At 38.9% G+C, this 17,264-nt stretch carries 18 protein-coding genes; 4 read left to right on the top strand and 14 right to left on the bottom strand.

Annotation, left to right across the window (positions count from 1 at the left end; all coding sequences use genetic code 11):
* Window positions 1-14: 14 nt before the first annotated feature.
* The 3 genes from ACOZ9X_RS14720 to ACOZ9X_RS14710 all read right to left on the bottom strand — a co-directional run bounded on the left by ACOZ9X_RS14720 (window position 15) and on the right by ACOZ9X_RS14710 (window position 1,820).
* A complete protein-coding gene (locus ACOZ9X_RS14720) occupies window positions 15-575 on the bottom strand; it encodes a tyrosine-type recombinase/integrase (protein ID WP_423418833.1) in 561 nt (186 codons plus the stop codon).
* Between the two features lie 146 nt (window positions 576-721).
* The gene (locus tag ACOZ9X_RS14715) at window positions 722-1,483 is read right to left on the bottom strand and encodes a Nif3-like dinuclear metal center hexameric protein (RefSeq protein WP_423418832.1); all 762 of its coding nucleotides are present in this window, start codon (window positions 1,481-1,483) and stop codon (window positions 722-724) included.
* Window positions 1,484-1,583: 100 nt separating this feature from the next.
* On the bottom strand, window positions 1,584-1,820 hold the full coding sequence (locus ACOZ9X_RS14710) for a hypothetical protein (protein ID WP_137790051.1): 237 nt from the start codon (window positions 1,818-1,820) through the stop codon (window positions 1,584-1,586).
* Between the two features lie 222 nt (window positions 1,821-2,042).
* On the opposite strand from ACOZ9X_RS14710, the gene ACOZ9X_RS14705 reads away from it, so the two are divergent.
* Window positions 2,043-2,396 (top strand): DUF2512 family protein, encoded by a 354-nt coding sequence (locus ACOZ9X_RS14705; protein WP_423418831.1) that lies wholly within the window; start codon window positions 2,043-2,045, stop codon window positions 2,394-2,396.
* A gap of 50 nt (window positions 2,397-2,446) precedes the next feature.
* Here the strand turns inward: ACOZ9X_RS14705 and ACOZ9X_RS14700 are convergent, their stop codons facing one another.
* Window positions 2,447-2,995 (bottom strand): class I SAM-dependent methyltransferase, encoded by a 549-nt coding sequence (locus tag ACOZ9X_RS14700; RefSeq protein ID WP_423418830.1) that lies wholly within the window; start codon window positions 2,993-2,995, stop codon window positions 2,447-2,449.
* A 292-nt stretch (window positions 2,996-3,287) separates the two neighbouring features.
* Between ACOZ9X_RS14700 and ACOZ9X_RS14695 the strand changes: the two genes are divergently transcribed.
* Window positions 3,288-4,694, top strand: coding sequence for an alanine/glycine:cation symporter family protein (locus ACOZ9X_RS14695; protein WP_423418829.1), 1,407 nt, complete (start codon window positions 3,288-3,290; stop codon window positions 4,692-4,694).
* A 123-nt stretch (window positions 4,695-4,817) separates the two neighbouring features.
* Here ACOZ9X_RS14695 and ACOZ9X_RS14690 read toward each other — a convergent pair whose 3' ends face one another.
* A complete protein-coding gene (locus ACOZ9X_RS14690; RefSeq protein ID WP_260858642.1) occupies window positions 4,818-4,982 on the bottom strand; it encodes a Fur-regulated basic protein FbpA in 165 nt (54 codons plus the stop codon).
* Window positions 4,983-5,241: 259 nt separating this feature from the next.
* On the opposite strand from ACOZ9X_RS14690, the gene ACOZ9X_RS14685 reads away from it, so the two are divergent.
* Entirely contained in the window at window positions 5,242-6,726 is a 1,485-nt protein-coding gene (locus tag ACOZ9X_RS14685; RefSeq protein WP_423418828.1) for a potassium/proton antiporter, read from the top strand.
* 33 nt (window positions 6,727-6,759) lie between these two features.
* Here the strand turns inward: ACOZ9X_RS14685 and ACOZ9X_RS14680 are convergent, their stop codons facing one another.
* From ACOZ9X_RS14680 to ACOZ9X_RS14640, 9 genes are all read right to left on the bottom strand, one after another.
* Entirely contained in the window at window positions 6,760-7,605 is an 846-nt protein-coding gene (locus ACOZ9X_RS14680) for a mechanosensitive ion channel family protein (protein ID WP_423418827.1), read from the bottom strand.
* 80 nt (window positions 7,606-7,685) lie between these two features.
* Window positions 7,686-8,675 carry a biotin synthase BioB gene (bioB, locus tag ACOZ9X_RS14675; protein ID WP_423418826.1) on the bottom strand — a complete coding sequence of 330 codons (990 nt, stop codon included), beginning with the start codon at window positions 8,673-8,675 and terminating at the stop codon, window positions 7,686-7,688.
* Window positions 8,676-8,687: 12 nt separating this feature from the next.
* Window positions 8,688-9,290: a biotin transporter BioY gene (locus ACOZ9X_RS14670; RefSeq protein WP_423418825.1), complete on the bottom strand. Its 603-nt coding sequence runs from the start codon at window positions 9,288-9,290 to the stop codon at window positions 8,688-8,690.
* 333 nt (window positions 9,291-9,623) lie between these two features.
* Entirely contained in the window at window positions 9,624-10,448 is an 825-nt protein-coding gene (locus ACOZ9X_RS14665; protein ID WP_153238839.1) for a carbohydrate ABC transporter permease, read from the bottom strand.
* 12 nt (window positions 10,449-10,460) lie between these two features.
* Entirely contained in the window at window positions 10,461-11,351 is an 891-nt protein-coding gene (locus ACOZ9X_RS14660; RefSeq protein WP_423418962.1) for a carbohydrate ABC transporter permease, read from the bottom strand.
* 31 nt (window positions 11,352-11,382) lie between these two features.
* A complete protein-coding gene (locus tag ACOZ9X_RS14655) occupies window positions 11,383-12,645 on the bottom strand; it encodes an ABC transporter substrate-binding protein (protein WP_423418824.1) in 1,263 nt (420 codons plus the stop codon).
* 41 nt (window positions 12,646-12,686) lie between these two features.
* Window positions 12,687-14,780, bottom strand: coding sequence for a glycogen debranching N-terminal domain-containing protein (locus ACOZ9X_RS14650; protein WP_423418823.1), 2,094 nt, complete (start codon window positions 14,778-14,780; stop codon window positions 12,687-12,689).
* Between the two features lie 74 nt (window positions 14,781-14,854).
* Window positions 14,855-15,871 (bottom strand): LacI family DNA-binding transcriptional regulator, encoded by a 1,017-nt coding sequence (locus ACOZ9X_RS14645; protein ID WP_423418822.1) that lies wholly within the window; start codon window positions 15,869-15,871, stop codon window positions 14,855-14,857.
* A gap of 140 nt (window positions 15,872-16,011) precedes the next feature.
* The gene (locus ACOZ9X_RS14640) at window positions 16,012-16,350 is read right to left on the bottom strand and encodes a LapA family protein (protein WP_423418821.1); all 339 of its coding nucleotides are present in this window, start codon (window positions 16,348-16,350) and stop codon (window positions 16,012-16,014) included.
* Window positions 16,351-16,476: 126 nt separating this feature from the next.
* On the opposite strand from ACOZ9X_RS14640, the gene ACOZ9X_RS14635 reads away from it, so the two are divergent.
* On the top strand, window positions 16,477-17,151 hold the full coding sequence (locus ACOZ9X_RS14635) for a haloacid dehalogenase type II (RefSeq protein ID WP_423418820.1): 675 nt from the start codon (window positions 16,477-16,479) through the stop codon (window positions 17,149-17,151).
* Window positions 17,152-17,264: the final 113 nt, after the last annotated feature.

The raw sequence follows: 17,264 nt of genomic DNA, 5'->3' as shown, positions 1-17,264 counted from the left end.
CTCCACGCTTTCCCTTATAATCTAACGTCAATCTGTGTTTTAAGAGGATCTTCCCTAGAGATCCCTAGATATTTAAGTGTTTCAGAAGGACTTGAATGATTGAAATGTCTTTGTAATAGAGATATGGCTACTCCCCTTTTATAGGCATGGTAGCCGAATGTTTTTCGCAGCGAGTTCGTACCAATCTTACCTTTGATCCCTGCATGTTCTGCAGCTTGATGAATGACTCGATATGCTTGCTGTCGAGTAATCGGCAACTTCGTTTTCTTGGATAGAAATAAAAAATCCTCTCGCTTTAGTTCTGCACATTCAACATACTGAGCAATGGTCTTCTTCACTGTTTCGTTTAAGAAAACTTCTCTATTTCCCTCTTTATTAGGAACAGAATAGAAATCATGGACGATTAAATCTTCCGATAGTAAATCTTTTACTTGCATGCAAAGTAACTCAGTAATTTTCAAACCTGTGTTGATTCCTAAAACAAATAGAACATAATCACGCACGGAGTTTTTCTTTAAATAACGTTTAATCGCATTGATCTCTTTAATATCTCTTAAAGCTTCAACATATTCCATCTGAATATCCACCTTATATGATGTTACTTAATACCATTATAACAAAGGGTTATGTAACATTAGAAAAGATATGCTCACTTTTTTGCTTTTATTAATCTTTACTTTTCTTAAAAGAAAAAACCCTCTAAAAAATTAGAAGGTTTATCTCAATTCGATTCTATATGTTCTTCCAGTATTTTAACCATTTTTACATTAGGATAGATTTCCTTCATTCGGACCACCAAATTCTCTACTCCAAAAATTTCAGTAAATGTATGACTTCCCACAAACAAGTGAATGCCTGCGAATCTTGCATACTGCACGGAATACAATGTTTGTTCTCCCGTAATGTATGCATCGCAATCTTGTTTCTTTGCATATTGAATAAGTGCTGTATGATTTCCTGCACCTGTAAGGATTCCTACTTTGTTGATTGGACGATCATGATTTTCCCATGCTTTTACCGGTTCTCCTAACACATGTTCAAGTCTCTCTTTAAGTTCTATAAATGAACGTGGCTCATGATAGAGGCCGATACCTGGAAACTCTTGATTATCTTTAAATGTGGAAAAGCTCGTAATTTCATCGATTTTAATTTGTTCGAATAAGGCTGTACTCGTGCCAAATTCCACAAAATCTAGTGGATAATGAGTAAAATAATGTGAGATATCATACTTCTTTAATTCATCCAAGCAAGCCTCTTTCATTCCATACACAAAATCCCAAGCATCATGATGTGTGATCAAGAGGTCTGCTCCGCTAGTATGAGCTTTCTCTACGGTCTCTGGCGTTAAGTTTGTAGCATAAGCGATCACGTTGATCTCTTTCTCAACTTTATGCGTAAAACCATATTCTCCCTCGTTTTCAAACTCCTTAAGCCATATTCCAAATAGTTGGGTGATCAAATTTTCAAAATCTTTCATTTTCATAATGATATCTCCCATTTCTTGTGTCACCCATTATTACATGTTTTTCCATATAGCGCTAGAAGAAAGACCAAGTACTAGATACTTGGTCGATGGTTAGTATTTATTCTGTTTCATCCTCTAATGAATTCTCGAGGTGCTTCATTAAATCATAATAGTCATCTGGCCTTTGGAACTGATCAACAGACCAATGCTGTTTGATCCATTGAGCAACTTCACTCGCACTGTTGAATACTTCACCGGTTGTATCACTATCACGCACTGTAAAGACCATATTGTCATAATCAACGGTAACATCACATGGAAACTTTCCGTCCTTCTTATAGAGTGAATATTCCACTTCTCTTAGCCTCCTTGTTCATAACTTTCTTACAGAAGTAATACCCACTCTCTTGGTGTTTTATGACACTTTCATTCAGAAGTTTCTAAAATAGGTATAAAACAACGCAACAACGTTCATTCTGATAAGGATTGTTATTAAAGTTTTTGTTTAAGATTGTGCGGTTGAAAATTAGAAAATGGTTATATCTCTCTTAAACATTTAGAACAGGAGTAAAGATACATGCAAAGTTTGATGATAAAAATTTTAGGTATTCCACTCGCACTTGTTTTAGCCAACTTTTTATTTAAAAGCGTGGATTTCGAGTTCGTTCAACACTTCATATGGATAACCGTCATACTAGCTCCTCTAGGTGTTTTGCTGGAGTATATCATGGTTCCTCGGATCTCCTACGGCAAACAACTAACAGTTGATTTTGCTACAAGCTTTGTACTCGTCTATCTCCTAGGGCTTGTATTGCCTGGAGTAACTATCTCATTGTGGGGTTCATTACTTGTGGCTGTCTTAATAACCTGCATGGAAGCAATGGTTCATAAGCATTTGATCTCAGACCACATGGATCACTCATATCGCTAAAAAAAATGTGATTCGTTCTTATAGAAACGAATCACATTTATTGTTTTCATCTATTTTTCACAAGTATATACGAATGCAGGAGGGAAATTTTTCGGTACAAATGCAATTTCGACAGTACGAAAAAATTCTTGAAACGTTTTCTTCATCTGAGTAGAATATTGAAAAGCTACGAATACACCACCTGGTCGAAGAGACCGATATACTTCCTCGACAATCTCTCTTTGCAAGTCACGAGTAAAATTTGAAAAAGGGAGCCCTGAGAAAATTGCATCTATAGTTTCTTCCTTTTTTCCTATGCTAGTTAGGATGTAACGAGCATCTTCACAAATCGTATTGCTTGAAAAATGAAGTTTAAGTTTTTTTCTCATCTCTTCATCTTTTTCAAAGATATAAAGCTCTGAACCAGTCTTTAAATTGCGAATGATCTCTTTTGTGATTACACCTGTACCTGCTCCTAATTCAGCAGCGATATCAATATGATCCCAGCAAAGAGGGGATGTCATCTTCTTAGCTAAGCTAATAGAGCTCGGAAAAAGACTCCCGACTTGTTTTGGTGATTGAAAAAATTTTTGTATAAATAATGGGGTTCCGCCATCCACCCTCAACACCTACTCTAATTCCGATTATTACAATCAATTTTATCTAGTATATTCAGTTATCTTTTGTTGGTGAGAAAATAAGGAGTTATTGAAATCTTTTTCCACTTATTTCGTTTGTTCAGTCATACTTCAGGGAATATTTATGTGTAGCACATTCGACGACTCAGCAGTGTTTCACTTTTTCCTATAGTTCAAAAGTGGTAAAAATTATAATTGATTAATATGTAAGGTTTTGTTACATTAAAAATTGGTGTACAGCTGAGATAGACAAAAGATTAAATGAGGTGTATGTATGGATTGGATCAACAATTTCATAGGAAGTGTTAACACATATTTATGGTCGTATATTCTGATTGTTATGTTGATTGGGTTAGGACTTTATTTTACGGTTCGAACAAAGTTTGTTCAGTTCCGCATGTTTGGAGAGATGATCAGGCTTTTGGGTGAAGGTGCAAAAGCTGATAAGAAAGGCGTCTCTTCGTTTCAAGCTTTCTGTATCAGTACCGCTTCTCGCGTAGGTACTGGTAATTTGGCGGGGGTAGCACTTGCCATTACAGCTGGTGGTCCAGGTGCTGTATTCTGGATGTGGCTGATCGCATTAATCGGTTCTGCATCTGCATTCGTAGAAAGTACGTTAGCTCAAATCTACAAAGTTCGTGATGGAGTCGCATTCCGCGGTGGGCCTGCTTATTACATGGAAAAAGCATTGAATGCTCGCTGGATGGGTGTTATTTTTGCCATTTTAATTTCAATCACGTTCGGACTTGCCTTTAACTCTGTTCAATCGAATACGATTGCAAGTGCATTCGGACAATCTTTTGATATAAAACCTGTTTATGTAAGTATTTTCTTAGCCGTTGTAACAGCAATTATCATTTTTGGTGGAATCAAACGGATTGCTAAAGTATCAGAAATCATCGTTCCAATTATGGCTGGGCTTTATATCCTTATTGCTCTGTTTGTAATGGTTACAAATCTAACAGAACTTCCTGCCGTTTTCAGCATGATCTTCGAAGGTGCTTTTGGTGTAGAAGAAGTAGCTGGTGGAGCATTGGGCGCAGCGATGATGAACGGGATCAAACGTGGTCTATTCTCTAACGAAGCCGGTATGGGTAGTGCACCGAACGCAGCTGCTACAGCAGATGTGAGCCACCCCGTTAAGCAAGGATTGATCCAATCTTTAGGTGTTTTTGTAGACACCCTTTTGATCTGTTCTTCTACCGCCTTCATTATTCTATTATCAGGCATGTATGATTCTAAAGAAGCGGATGGAATTATTTTAACGCAGGAAGCTTTAAACACTTTACTTGGATCATGGGGAGGCCCATTCCTAGCGATCATCGTAATGTTGTTCGCCTTTAGTTCAGTAGTAGGGAATTACTATTATGGTGAGTCTAATATTGAGTTTATCAGTACGAACAAAACGTGGTTGTTTATCTACCGATTAGCTGTTGTCGCAATGGTTGGATACGGTGCGATAGCATCTCTTGATTTTGTTTGGAGTTTAGCAGACATGTTCATGGGACTTATGGCGATCATCAACTTAATCGCTATTTCATTGCTTGGAAAAATTGCTTTTGACGCTCTCGGGGACTATATGAAACAAAAGAAAGAAGGAAAAGATCCTGTTTTCCGACCGTCCAGTATCGGACTAAAAAACACTGAAGTTTGGGATGATGATGTTTCACCAGAGAAATAAAGCGAAAGAAAGAAGACTTCCTGAGTGAAGTCTTCTTTTATTTATGTTAGTTTAAAATGGACGGAACAAATTATAAAACTGGCATGAGCCAGTTTTATATTACCATTTATCACTCAACCTATCTTAAGTTGCTTTTTCCTCTGCAGGCGGGGAAAGTAAGTTCTTTAATTGTTGTTCAAGATCCTGCAAAGAAAGCTCGTATAAATGACGTCCATCTGCTGTCTTATAGATATTATGTAACAATAGATCAGCAATTAAATTTTCTCTTTTTTGATGGTCCGCTGACACGTTCAATCCCTCCTGTAAATCTCTTCAACATTTTACTTACCCTGAAATGATGGAGAAAAAACTTCCATTAATAGTTTATGTAAAAAAATGACGAAGGTGATGTAATTTTATAACCATTATCTTCCGTCAAGATTACCCGCTTTTGGTTAAATTGTCAATTGTTTCAAGACAATAATTGTCGTAGATACTGTAAAAGATTCATTGGAAAATTGTATGTTAAACAATCTCATCATACATAGATAGATAAAGGAGAGGTGTTATGTTTGAAGGTGGTTTAAACGTAGATTATTTTATACTCTTACTTGCCGTTCTACTCTTACTAGGCGTCGTTACTACAAAGTTCTCTTCACGTTTTGGTGTACCTGCCCTTGTACTTTTTATTGGAATCGGAATGCTCTTAGGAAGTGATGGACTCAATTTTATTTATTTTGATGATCCACACGTAAGTCAGCTAGTCGGCGTAATTGCTCTTATTATTATCTTATTTGAAGGTGGACTTCAAACAAAATGGACGAGTGTAAAACCCATTCTATCCACTTCACTGTCACTCGCTACGTTTGGAGTATTCCTTACAACAGCCGTAGTCGCTGTATCCGTTAAGTTGTTATTGGATGTTAATTGGCTAGAAGCATTTCTGTTCGGTTCGATCGTTGGATCTACGGATGCTGCTGCAGTATTCTCCGTTTTAGCAGGAAAAAATGTGAAAGAGAAGCTTTCTTCAACGCTTGAAGCAGAATCTGGTTCCAATGATCCGATGGCTGTATTTTTAACGATCACATTTATTGAGTTGCTCACAAAAGACTCAACTTCCATTACAGGACTTGTTCTATCATTCTTTTGGCAGATGGGAATGGGAGCTGTTTTTGGCTATTTCTTTGGTAAGCTAGCCGTTTATGCCATCAACCGTATACGCCTTGAATCAAGTGGACTCTATCCCGTATTCGCTCTTTCTTTTGCTATCTTAACCTATGGGATTACGATGCTCGCTGGAGCTAGTGGACTGCTTGCTGTATATGTTGCAGCTGTGTTTATGGGGAATAGTCACCTTACATACAGAAACTCAATCGTACGGTTTAACGAGGGTTTCGCTTGGATGATGCAAATTTTAATGTTTGCGATCCTAGGTTTACTTGTTTTTCCGAGTGAACTATTTCATATCGATATCATACTGAAAGGCTTGATGATCTCTTTCGTGCTCATTGTTATCGCACGTCCAATAGGTGTTTTCCTAAGTATGCCAACTTCTGCTTTCTCAATAAACGAAAAATTATTTATCTCGTGGTCTGGTCTTCGTGGCGCAGTTCCTATTGTTCTTGCTACATTTCCACTCATTGAAGGGGTTGAGAACAGCCAACTGCTCTTTAATCTCGTTTTTTTCGTAGTTCTTACATCCGCTCTCATACAAGGGTCAACCATTCCTTGGGTAGCTCAGAAATTAAAGTTAACGGAAAAAGAAAAACCTACATCTCCACATGTTTTGGAACTTGTTTCTATCGGTAAAGCCAACGCGGAAATCGTTGAATTTTTTGTACCCGAACATGCAAAGATCATCGGACAGACACTTGAGGAAATTTCTTTACCAAAAGAATCTACTGTAAGTGCAATGATTCGCGGCGATGAATTGATCACACCAACAGGAAGAACAGAGATTCACGCTCACGATATTCTTTACATTATGGCACATAAAACAAAACTGAAGAGTGTAACGGATTATCTATCCAAACAAAATATTGAAAAGAATTAAAGAAAAAGCCGGGAAGCACTTCCCCGGCTTTTCTTATGCACCTTTTTCTACATTTACTTGATGAGGGTATGGAATCTCGATGCCATTCGCATCCAAAGCTTCTTTCAAAGCTTTACGTAACTCTCTTTCGACCGCCCACTGTTCCCCATTAATCGTCTTAGAAATAATTCGTATCACCACATCAGATGAACCTAACATCTGTACTCCTAACACATTTGGCCCTTCCATTATGCTCGGGTTCTTTTCTTTCACTTTGTCACAAGCATCTTGTAGTATGACGAGAGCCTTGTCTATATTTTCTTCATAAGCAATCCCTATATCAACAAGTGCACGCATATTCCCTCGAGTATGGTTCGCAATCGTACTGATCTCACGGTTCGGCATATAGTTTAATGTGCCATCAAATGCTCGTATGTGAGTCGTTCTCAGACCTACTTCTTCTACAATTCCATCGACCCCGCCAATCGTAACATAGTCTCCGACCTCCATCTGCTTTTCAAGAAGGATGAAGAAACCTGTTACAACATCACTAACGAGTCCTTGCGCTCCAAAGCCTATAGCTAATCCAACTACCCCTGCTCCTGCTATAAGAGTACCGATTTCAAGTCCGAACTGCTTAAAAATGATACCAGCAAAAACAAAGATCAATACGTATGAAAACAGGTTGACTACAAGCTTTTGCAGCGTAATAATTCTTCCTGAAGACATCTTTCTATGTGTTGCTGCTTTATCAAACATTCGGTTGATCACACGTCTACCGATTGAACGGATCACCACGAACATGACGATGATCAATAGAAACTTCACTGCCCATAAACCAGTCGCTAGCATAATCTCAGCCCAGTTTATTTTTTCCAGCCACTTTTGCCATTTTTCCAAAAAAACCACTCCCACGATGTACAATAGAATACCCCCTATTGTACAAAGCTTCGAGTGGCTTTTCAATCATTTACAATAAACTATGGTGCCATAACAGGCGTACGATCAATCTTGAAGCCCATATCTTCTAACATCTTATGATCTGCGGTTGACTCTTGTCCTCTCGTTGTAAGATAGTCACCCACGAATATGGAATTCGCTGCATACAGACCGAGTGGCTGAAGACTTCTTAAATTCACCTCACGCCCACCTGAAATGCGAATTTCCTTCGTCGGATTGATATAACGAAATAATGCAAGTACTTTCAAACAGTAGCGTGGATCTAGCTCATCTGTCCCTTCTAACGGTGTACCATCGATCGCATGCAAGAAGTTCACTGGAATAGAATCTGCGTCAAGTACATTGAGACTTCTTGCCATATCTATGACATCTTGTTTCGTCTCACGCATACCTACAATAACTCCTGAACAAGGAGAGATACCGCTTTCCTTAACGATGTTGACCGTATTCACTCTATCATCGTATGAATGAGATGTTGTAATTTTTTCGTGATTTCTAGCGGAAGTGTTCAGATTATGATTATATCGATCGACACCCGCTTCTTTTAAACGCTTTGCTTGCTCTGGCTTTAATATACCTAGACAAGCACAAACTTTTAAGCCATATGTATCTTTGATCTCTTTTACAGCTTCAACAACTTTATCCACATCACGGTTAGTAGGTCCTCGCCCACTGGCAACGATGCAATACGTTCCAACGTTTAAGTTATACGCGGTCTCTGCCCCTTTTACCATCTCTTTACTATCCATCATTCGATACGTCTCGATGGGTGCAGTCGAAACGATAGATTGTGAGCAATATCCGCAGTTCTCTGGGCATGCTCCTGACTTTGTATTAATAATCATGTTGAGTTTTACGAGATTACCATAATAATGCTTCCTGATCTGATAAGCCCCGTGCAGCAATAATAACAGATCGTCATCAGGACAGTTTAAGATATCAAGAGCTTCTTCATTCGTTATCTCTTCTCCACTCAATACTTTTTTTGCAAGAGTATTCCAGATTATCACAATAACACTCCTTTATGATGCATGTTTTGTTCGTTGAGGGATTGCCTTTTTACGCGCAAAATTAATTCTCGGAGCTAACATACCTGCACAAATCGCTAGAATAATATCTTTAGGTAGCGGAACCATCATCCATGCCCATGCCATAGAGTACGTGAAACCTTCTGGTGCATCTGCCCACATCTTGTACGCCATGAACATTAGGTTTGTCCCTACAATATAGTTAATCGCTGTTCCAACAAGAGTTGCTACAATGTACGAAGCTTTTCCACCATTCTTTTCAATGATTAATCCCGTTACATAAGCAACCAGAATATACGATAATAAAAACCCAAAGGTAGGGCTGATCACTGTTGCAAAGCCACCTTTAAATTGAGCGAACACTGGTGCCCCGACTAATCCGACTAGTACGTATACACTCATCGCGATTGCTCCTAATCTGCTTCCTAACAATGCTCCTGCTAGAATACAGAAAAAGGTCTGCAGTGTAATTGGTACGCCACCAACCACCATGAACGGAAACATGGTTGTGATGTTCGCACCTATCGCCATTAGAGCTACAAACATACCGACTAGCGTAATATCAATCGTTTTCAAACCATTTCTTTGTGCTGTCATCTTCATAAACCTCCACATATTAGTTCTGTATACGCTTTAGAATAGCGAAGGTTCGTAAATACGTCAACTTAAAATACATTTTAGTTAACATATGTAGAATGAGTAAACCATTCTAACAGGTAGAATGGTTTAGAGGCAGAGAGATATGTCGATTATTGGTGAAAATCGTTTAAATTATTTTATGTGTGAAATAATGTGCAGTTACCGTGAAATTAATATAGATTACCGTGAATAAAAAATAGATTACCGTGAAATTGTACATTACACGGTAATCAAGACTTACTATCGGTGCACTTATTTCACACATCATCAAGCCAGTTTCACCTCTAGATCTTATTTATCTCCCGTAAACTTGATTCCTTTTACAAAATATCGGTTAAAGAATGCGTATAGAACGATAATCGGTAAGGTAAAGACCATCGATGCGGCCATAATATAGTTCCAAAAAGAGATAAACTGTCCTTTGAACGAGTTCAACCCTAGTGGCAGAGTGAACATGTCTTGATCAGACAAAATGATGAGTGGTCTCATAAAATCGTTCCAGAACGCCATGAATACGAATATTGTCTGAGCTGCAAGTGCCGGTTTAGCAAGAGGCAAAACGATACGGAAAAATGTACCGAAGCGTCCAAGTCCATCGATTGCAGCTGCTTCTTCGACTTCTTTCGGAAAATTGATAAAGAACTGTCTCATCATAAAAATGAACGTCGCGTTCACCGCTCCTGGAATGATCATTCCTTGATAAGAATTCAGCCATCCAAGTTCCTTTAGTATTAAGAAGTTAGGAATGAGCGTTACTTGGAAAGGAATCATCAATACGGCCAAGATCATTAAGAAAATACTCTTCTTTCCTGGAAAGCTTAGTCTTGCGAGCGCATATCCAGCCATAGAATTGAACAATAAGTTTAATAGAGTCCCGATTGTTGCAATGAACAAACTATTAAACAACCATCTTCCGAATAGAGGCTCTCTCGTAAAGATTTGCTTATAGTTATCAAGTGTAAAATCTTTTGGAATAAAATTAATCGACCCACTTACGATCTCACCAAGTGTTTTAAAGGAAGAAGACAGTGCCCACAAAAACGGAATGACGGTGATGATTGCGTAAACGACAAGTATTACATACAAAGCTTTTCTTCCAGCCGTACGTTTTTTCATGGTATCTCCTCCTTAGTATAGTGATTCTTCTTTGGAAAATTTGCGTTGTAAAAGGGTTGCCACTAAGATGATGATGGCAAGCATGAAAGCGATAGCTGTAGCGTAACCCATCGTTCCTAGTGTCTTAAATGCATATTGATAGATTAAAAGAACAACCGTAAGTGTGGAGTTGTTCGGTCCGCCTGATCCTCCAGAGAAAATATACGATTGATCGAAAAGCTGAAATGTTCCGATCAGCCCTATGATCACCACAAACGATGTTACCGGCCGTAAGTTTGGAACTGTAATGTGCCAAAATTTTTGAATCGGACCTGCTCCGTCGAGTTCAGCTGCTTCATAATGACTGTCTGGAATATCTTGAAGAGCTGCTAGATAGATAACCATGAAAAACGGTGCGGTTGCCCAAATATTCATGATCATGATCGCGATAAGAGCTACGTCTGGGTCACCAATCCAGTTATATGTTGGCAGATTTAAAAACTTTAATACATAGTTTATCAATCCGTTTTGGTTATACATCCACATGAAAATTAGTGTTAACACAGCGGATGACGTTAACGTTGGCAAGAAGTAAACGATGCGAAAGAACTTCTGCCCTTTTAGTCCTGCATTCAATGATGCCGCTAATACTAATGCCAGGAACGTCTGGGTTGGTACTACGATCGCCACATAGATCGCCGTGTTCTTCAATGCAATGATAGCTCGATCGTCAAATGTGACTTTCATAAAGTTATCGAGCCCTCTAAACTCATAGGTCGCACCGCCGATCAGTTCTACTTTATGAAAGGAAAGAAACACCGCGTAAAGGATCGGTGCGATTACAAACACGCCTAACACGAGGAGCGCAGGCAACAGGAATAGATACCCTTGTCCCGCTTCTCTTCTATCTTTTTTTGATAACATCTTCACATGATTCACCTCGATTCAAAAGTCTTTATTCTGTTACTTTTATCTCCCTGTTCGCCTGTTTCTCTGCATCTTTTAATGCTTCTTTTAAAGGTCGGTCACCTAAATAAGCACTCAGGAACTGGTTGTTGAAATTGTTCATCACGATTGGCAATGTTGGACCATCCTGCCATACCGTTGCATATTCTGCTCCGCTTACAAGAGGACCGCGAAGTTCATCTTGATCAAAACCTAGCTCAGAAGCTACAGACTTTCTTGTGGGAAGCGCAAAGCCTTTGCTCGTCCATTTCTTCATTCCTTCTTTACCCGTGAGATATTCGATCAGTTCCCATGACTCTTTCTTATGCTCTGATTCTGCGTTCATCGCGTAACCGACTGCAAAGGACATCGTCCCTTTTTTACCGTTAACTGTTGGTAATTCTGCTGTTCCATAATCAAGCTCTGGAAACGTGTCTTCTAAAAAAGGAATGTTCCAATTCCCTTCCATTACCATTGCTGCATTGCCGCGACCGAACATCTCACCAGCTGATTGCCCTGCACCCACTTCTGAAGGTGTTGCTGCAGTCTTATCTTTCACGTGCATATCAACAACTGGCTGAATCGCGTCCACGACTTTATCGTCAGCAAAAGTGGCCCGACCATCAGTGATGACCTGTCCACCACTAGATTCTGCCAAATAATACATTCGTTCAATCTGTGGAAGCATACCAAGTCCGTACACTTGCTTTTCTTTGTCCGTCAGCTTTTTAGCCACGACCTCCATCTCTTCCCACGTTTTGGGAGGTTCTTTTATTCCAGCCTCTTTAAACATTTTTTTGTTATAAAAAAGAGCGAGGGTTGAGTAGTCTTTAGGCAAACCGTATAGCTTCTCACCTTCTCTAAAGGCATCAAGCATCGGTTTTTCGAAATCTGAGAGATCAAAATCTTTTGTCACATACTTATTTAGCGGTTCAACAGCGCCTGTCTCAATGAGAGCAGGAGCTTCAAAAGCATCAAGATAGAATACATCTGCTGCGGTGCCACCGATCAATCGTGTCTTCAGTACATCCATGTATTGATCACTGATCGTATTTAGTTTCACATCAATATGAGGATGTTCTTTTTCAAAATCTGATAGAACTTCGTTTAACAATTTCTTCTCTGTCGGATTCCCTCCCCAACCGCTCAGAACAATCTCTGTTTTACCTGATTGTGTTTCTTCTTTTCCATTGTCATTCCCACAGCCCGTTAACATCGTTGCTACAATTAGCGAAGATACACCGCATGCGGACAGCCACTTTGTAAGTCTCATCTTCTAAAACTCCCTTCTCTACATAAGGTGAACGAACCATTCTATTTTTGAATCACTTCATATCCAGTCGTATTTTCTTTAATCTCTACGGTCGTTTCTTCATCCTCACGTCGAACGTGTACAGAAAGATGTCCTTCTCCAATTTTAATTCGGTCAACTTTTAGTTCTTTCATCTCTTTCAACAGTGCTGGAGAGAGATAGATGACTTTGTTTAAACTATCAGGAAATAATCCAAGAATGGTTTGGATGAAGACTAATGGTGTCCCTGCAGCCCAAGCTTGAGGTGAACATGCTACTGGGTACTTCACTGCTCTTCCTGTTTTAGAACCATATCCACAGAAAAGCTCAGGCAGCCTGTCATATTCAAAGTGACTCGCGGCAGCTATCAGTCCAGAAATCACCGTGTTTGCATCACTCTGATGTTCTACTTTACTCATGCCAAGCAGGATCATACTGTTATCATGTGGCCAAATGCTACCATCGTGATAACTCATGGGGTTATACCCCGCTTCTCCTTCTGCCATCGTGCGAATACCATAACCTGAGAAAAATTGTGGAGACACAAGTTTTTCTATCACCTTAATTGCTTTATGATCATCCAGCATCTCTGCAAAAAGAACATGACCAGGATTGGTCGTTAAAGTCCCTACCTGCTGTTTATCCTTATCTAATGCAATGGCATGAAACTCCTGATCTTCCATCCAAAACTTTTCGTCATACCGTTTCTTTAACGTTTCTGCATCAAGACGAAGTTTAGTAGCTTCATCGACTCTTCCAATTGCGTCAAAAATAGCTGCAATACCCATTTTGGCTTGATAGACATATCCTTGAACCTCAGATAGAGCTATCGGTGTTTCTGCGTAATCTCCATTTCGATGTACGATAGAATCACCAGAATCCTTCCAGCCCTGGTTCGCGATCCCTTTACTTGATTCTTGATGATATTCTACGAATCCATCACCATCACGATCACCATATTCATCGATCCAATTTAATGCTGCATCTACATTCGACTTCAGCTGCTCTGCCAACGATAAATCACCTGTCCATTTTGTATATTCAGATAAAAGGACCAAAAACAGAGGTGTGGCATCGATTGTTCCGTAATAAGGTGTGAAAGGTACTTGGTTTGTAGAAGCAAGTTCTCCATATCGAATCTCGTGCATGATTTTTCCAGGCTGTTCATCACGCCAAGGATCTACTTTCGTACCTTGTTGAGAAGCCATGGTTAAAAGAGTACCTTTTGCTATTTCAGGATTAAATGCAAGCATCTGAAGCGCTGCGATCAGACTGTCTCTTCCAAAAGGAACACCAAACCAAGGTAATCCTGCCACTGGGAACGCTCCATGTCCAATGTCCGTTAACAATACGCGAAGATCCATAATGCCTCTGTCGACAAGTCTTTGAAGTGGTTTGTAGTCTGTTTTTACTTTTGTTGTATCTCTTTCCCAGTTTGTATAAGAAGTCTTTAAAAGTTGAAGCGCTTTCTCAGGATCCATAACTGTTCCTGACTTTCCGTTAATTTCAGGTGTCACAGAGAATGTTACTCTCTCTGCCTCCCCGTGATTCAATTGAAAATCAAACGCGATAGTACCATCTTTATTTACCGATTTTGCCTCTCGATCCCATTGTACTTTTGTAGCCCGTTCAACATCGTCAGCTCCTTTATAGGAATACTTTAACGAGTTCTCTGTAACTTCTTCGCCTGACCTTGTTCCAATCTCACCATATTGAAAACCTCGAATAATGAACATATCTTTAAAATCAGCGTCAACATGAACACTTATTTCGAAATTAACTGGTTTCGGATAATAGCTTTTCAGCTGAAGTGTCTCATATAATACGCCATCATAAATTAAGCGCTTTCTTTCGATCTCGACAGATTCCCTCCACAGTATGAGTTCTCCATCTTTCTCCATGTGAGGGTTAGTCAGCAAGATCTGTGCTTCATAATTCTCATCCGCAGATGAGGATAGAAGAATGGGATCTTGACCGTTTATTTTGATATCAAACTTACTAAGAAACCGGGTATCTTTTGTATACAATCCGAGTCCATAATCGTTCTCTTTAGGAATATTCCCTTTGTCATCTGTTAAAAAAAATAGGTCGTTTTCTTTTATTACACGATAGTTCATGCTACAAATCCTCCTGATATTATAAGTATAAAATGAATCCAAAACGTTTTCGGTCTTAGTCTAAGTAAAAACCACTATTTGTGGTTTTCGATTGATGATTCTCTTTTTATAAATGTCGTTTGCAGTACTTTAATCTTTTCTACTTCTTTCCCTTCCAACAAATTTGTAAGAAGTTTTGTCGCTTCAAACCCTAACTTATACCGATCTTGTGCAATTGTAGATAATGATGGTGTTGAATAAGCAGATAAGATAATGTTGTCAAATCCGACAACTGATAGATCTTTTGGAAGTGTTTTCCCCATCTTTTTCGCCGCTCTTATTGCCCCCATCGCCATAAGATCACTTGCACAAAACAATGCAGAAATCTCAGGATGTGCTTTTAATAGTTTGGTGGTTTCCTGTTCTGCTGTATCCTCCAAAAAAGCTCCGTTTACAACATAACTCTCATTGAAAGGAATACCATTCTTCATCAAAGCCGCTTGGTAGCCAGCTAACCGTTCTCTGCTAACAAAAGCTTGACTGTGCCCATTAATCATCGCAATATGTTTATGACCTAAATTCAGGAGATGTTCTACCGCTGTTTGTGCACCGTCTTTATTGTTGGTTGTTACATAGCCAACCGATTCACTTTCGATCGGAATATCAATAAGAATACAAGGGATATCACTTTTTAATACCTCGTCTAAGTACGGATCATCCGTTTTAATACCTTGTAAGATCACACCTTCTACTTTTCTTTCCTTGCATAACTGGTTGTACGTTTTTTCCTGCTGTTTTTTAGAATCTGTACTGATCAAGACGAGTTCATATCCTAGTTCACCAGCACAGTCATTTACACCGCAAAGTACTTCAAAGGTAAAATTATCTTTACTTCCCTCAATTCGAAGTCCAGATACGAGCAATCCAATGGTTTTTGTTTTTTTCATCACGAGACTTCGTGCTAGTAAACTAGGACTATAATTAAGTTCTCGAGCGATCATCTTTATTTTTTCTCTTGTTTTTTCGTTCACATCCGAGTAGCCGTTCAACGCTCTGGAAACCGTTGTTACAGATACACCTGCTTTTTTTGCAACATCTCGTATGGTAGCCATATTTCATCCTCCAAAACGTTTTGGAACTGATTATTTGTTATATTAACGCTTTTTGGTATCGCTTTCAAGTATTAGTTTTATAACATGTAAAAAACCCTGAGTGTAATCTTTCAAGACTACTTTCAGGGTTTCTTTTGCATCTACTTGTTTTCTTCTACTTTTTCATGAGGAACTTCTTCTGTTGGAGTTACAGGTTCAGAATTATGTTCAACTATCCGCTCCTCTTTCCAAGATTCTTTTTCATTATGAATCTGGTGCAGCTTTTTCACTTGTCGCTGCAGCTGAATCACTTTAATCAATCCAAACAGACCGACGGATAGGCCGCCGATAACAGCTGATCCTAAAATGACGAGTACTAATGGCCAGTTGGCAGTTCCAAAGAGGTAGTTGATCTCTACGTCACCGACGTTAATAACGGCGAAGGTTGCTATGATTAGTGCGAAGATAAAACCAAATAACAGATACAATTGCATTTTCATTATTATCACCTCATTGTTATCTATTCCCTCAATGAAAGAGAAATTCACCAATATTTTTACGAATTTTTTTATGAAAGTTAAGCTGCTTTGATTTCGGGTATCCTTGTATTATGAGGAGGTGCTTCATTGACGATTAAAGCTTTTGTTTATGACGCATACGGAACACTTTTTGATGTACATTCTGTTACTGAAAAAGCTGAGTTTCATTTTAAAGGTTATGGTAAAGTCATCAGTGAAGAGTGGCGAAAAAAACAAGTAGAGTACTTCATGATTCACCAGCTAACTGGAATATACATTCCATTTTCTGAAATCACTCGCAATGCGCTTTTATATACTTTAAAAAAATTCTCTCTACAATGCAACGAAGAAGCACTTGTTTCTCTAATGGAAGCTTATCTAGAACTCCAAGTCTACGAAGAAGTTCCCGACGCTCTTCAAAAAATTCAACATAATAATATGAAGCAGGTTATTTTTTCTAATGGAACTTATAAAATGCTACAGCCATTAGTTAAAAAAAGAGAACTAACAGATGTTATAGACCTACTATCGATTGAGGATGTTGAACAATATAAACCTGCACGTGCTGCCTATCAGTATGTTCAGGAGACGTTAGCTGTAAACCGGGAAGAAATTTTATTCATGAGTTCTAACTTCTGGGATATCACCGGTGCAGCAGCATATGGATTTAAGACCGCATGGATCAATCGAGGAAGTCAGCCGTTAGATGTTCTAGGTATTACACCTCATTATATATTTACATCCCTTCATGATCTGTTGAACGAAAAAGAGCTGCACTCCTAATGAGGCAGCCCTTACCTATCTTTTGTATGACTTCTAGAATTAACTACATAATCAGGTATTAACAAAGTACCGATGAAGAATAAACTGCCCCCACCTATGCGAATAAGCCTCTC

The sequence above is a fragment of the Fictibacillus nanhaiensis genome, assembly GCF_049537595.1.
GTDB lineage: Bacteria > Bacillota > Bacilli > Bacillales > Fictibacillaceae > Fictibacillus > Fictibacillus nanhaiensis_F.
The sequence above is the reverse complement of the archived record's forward strand: the minus strand, read 5'-3'. Positions and strand labels throughout refer to the sequence as shown.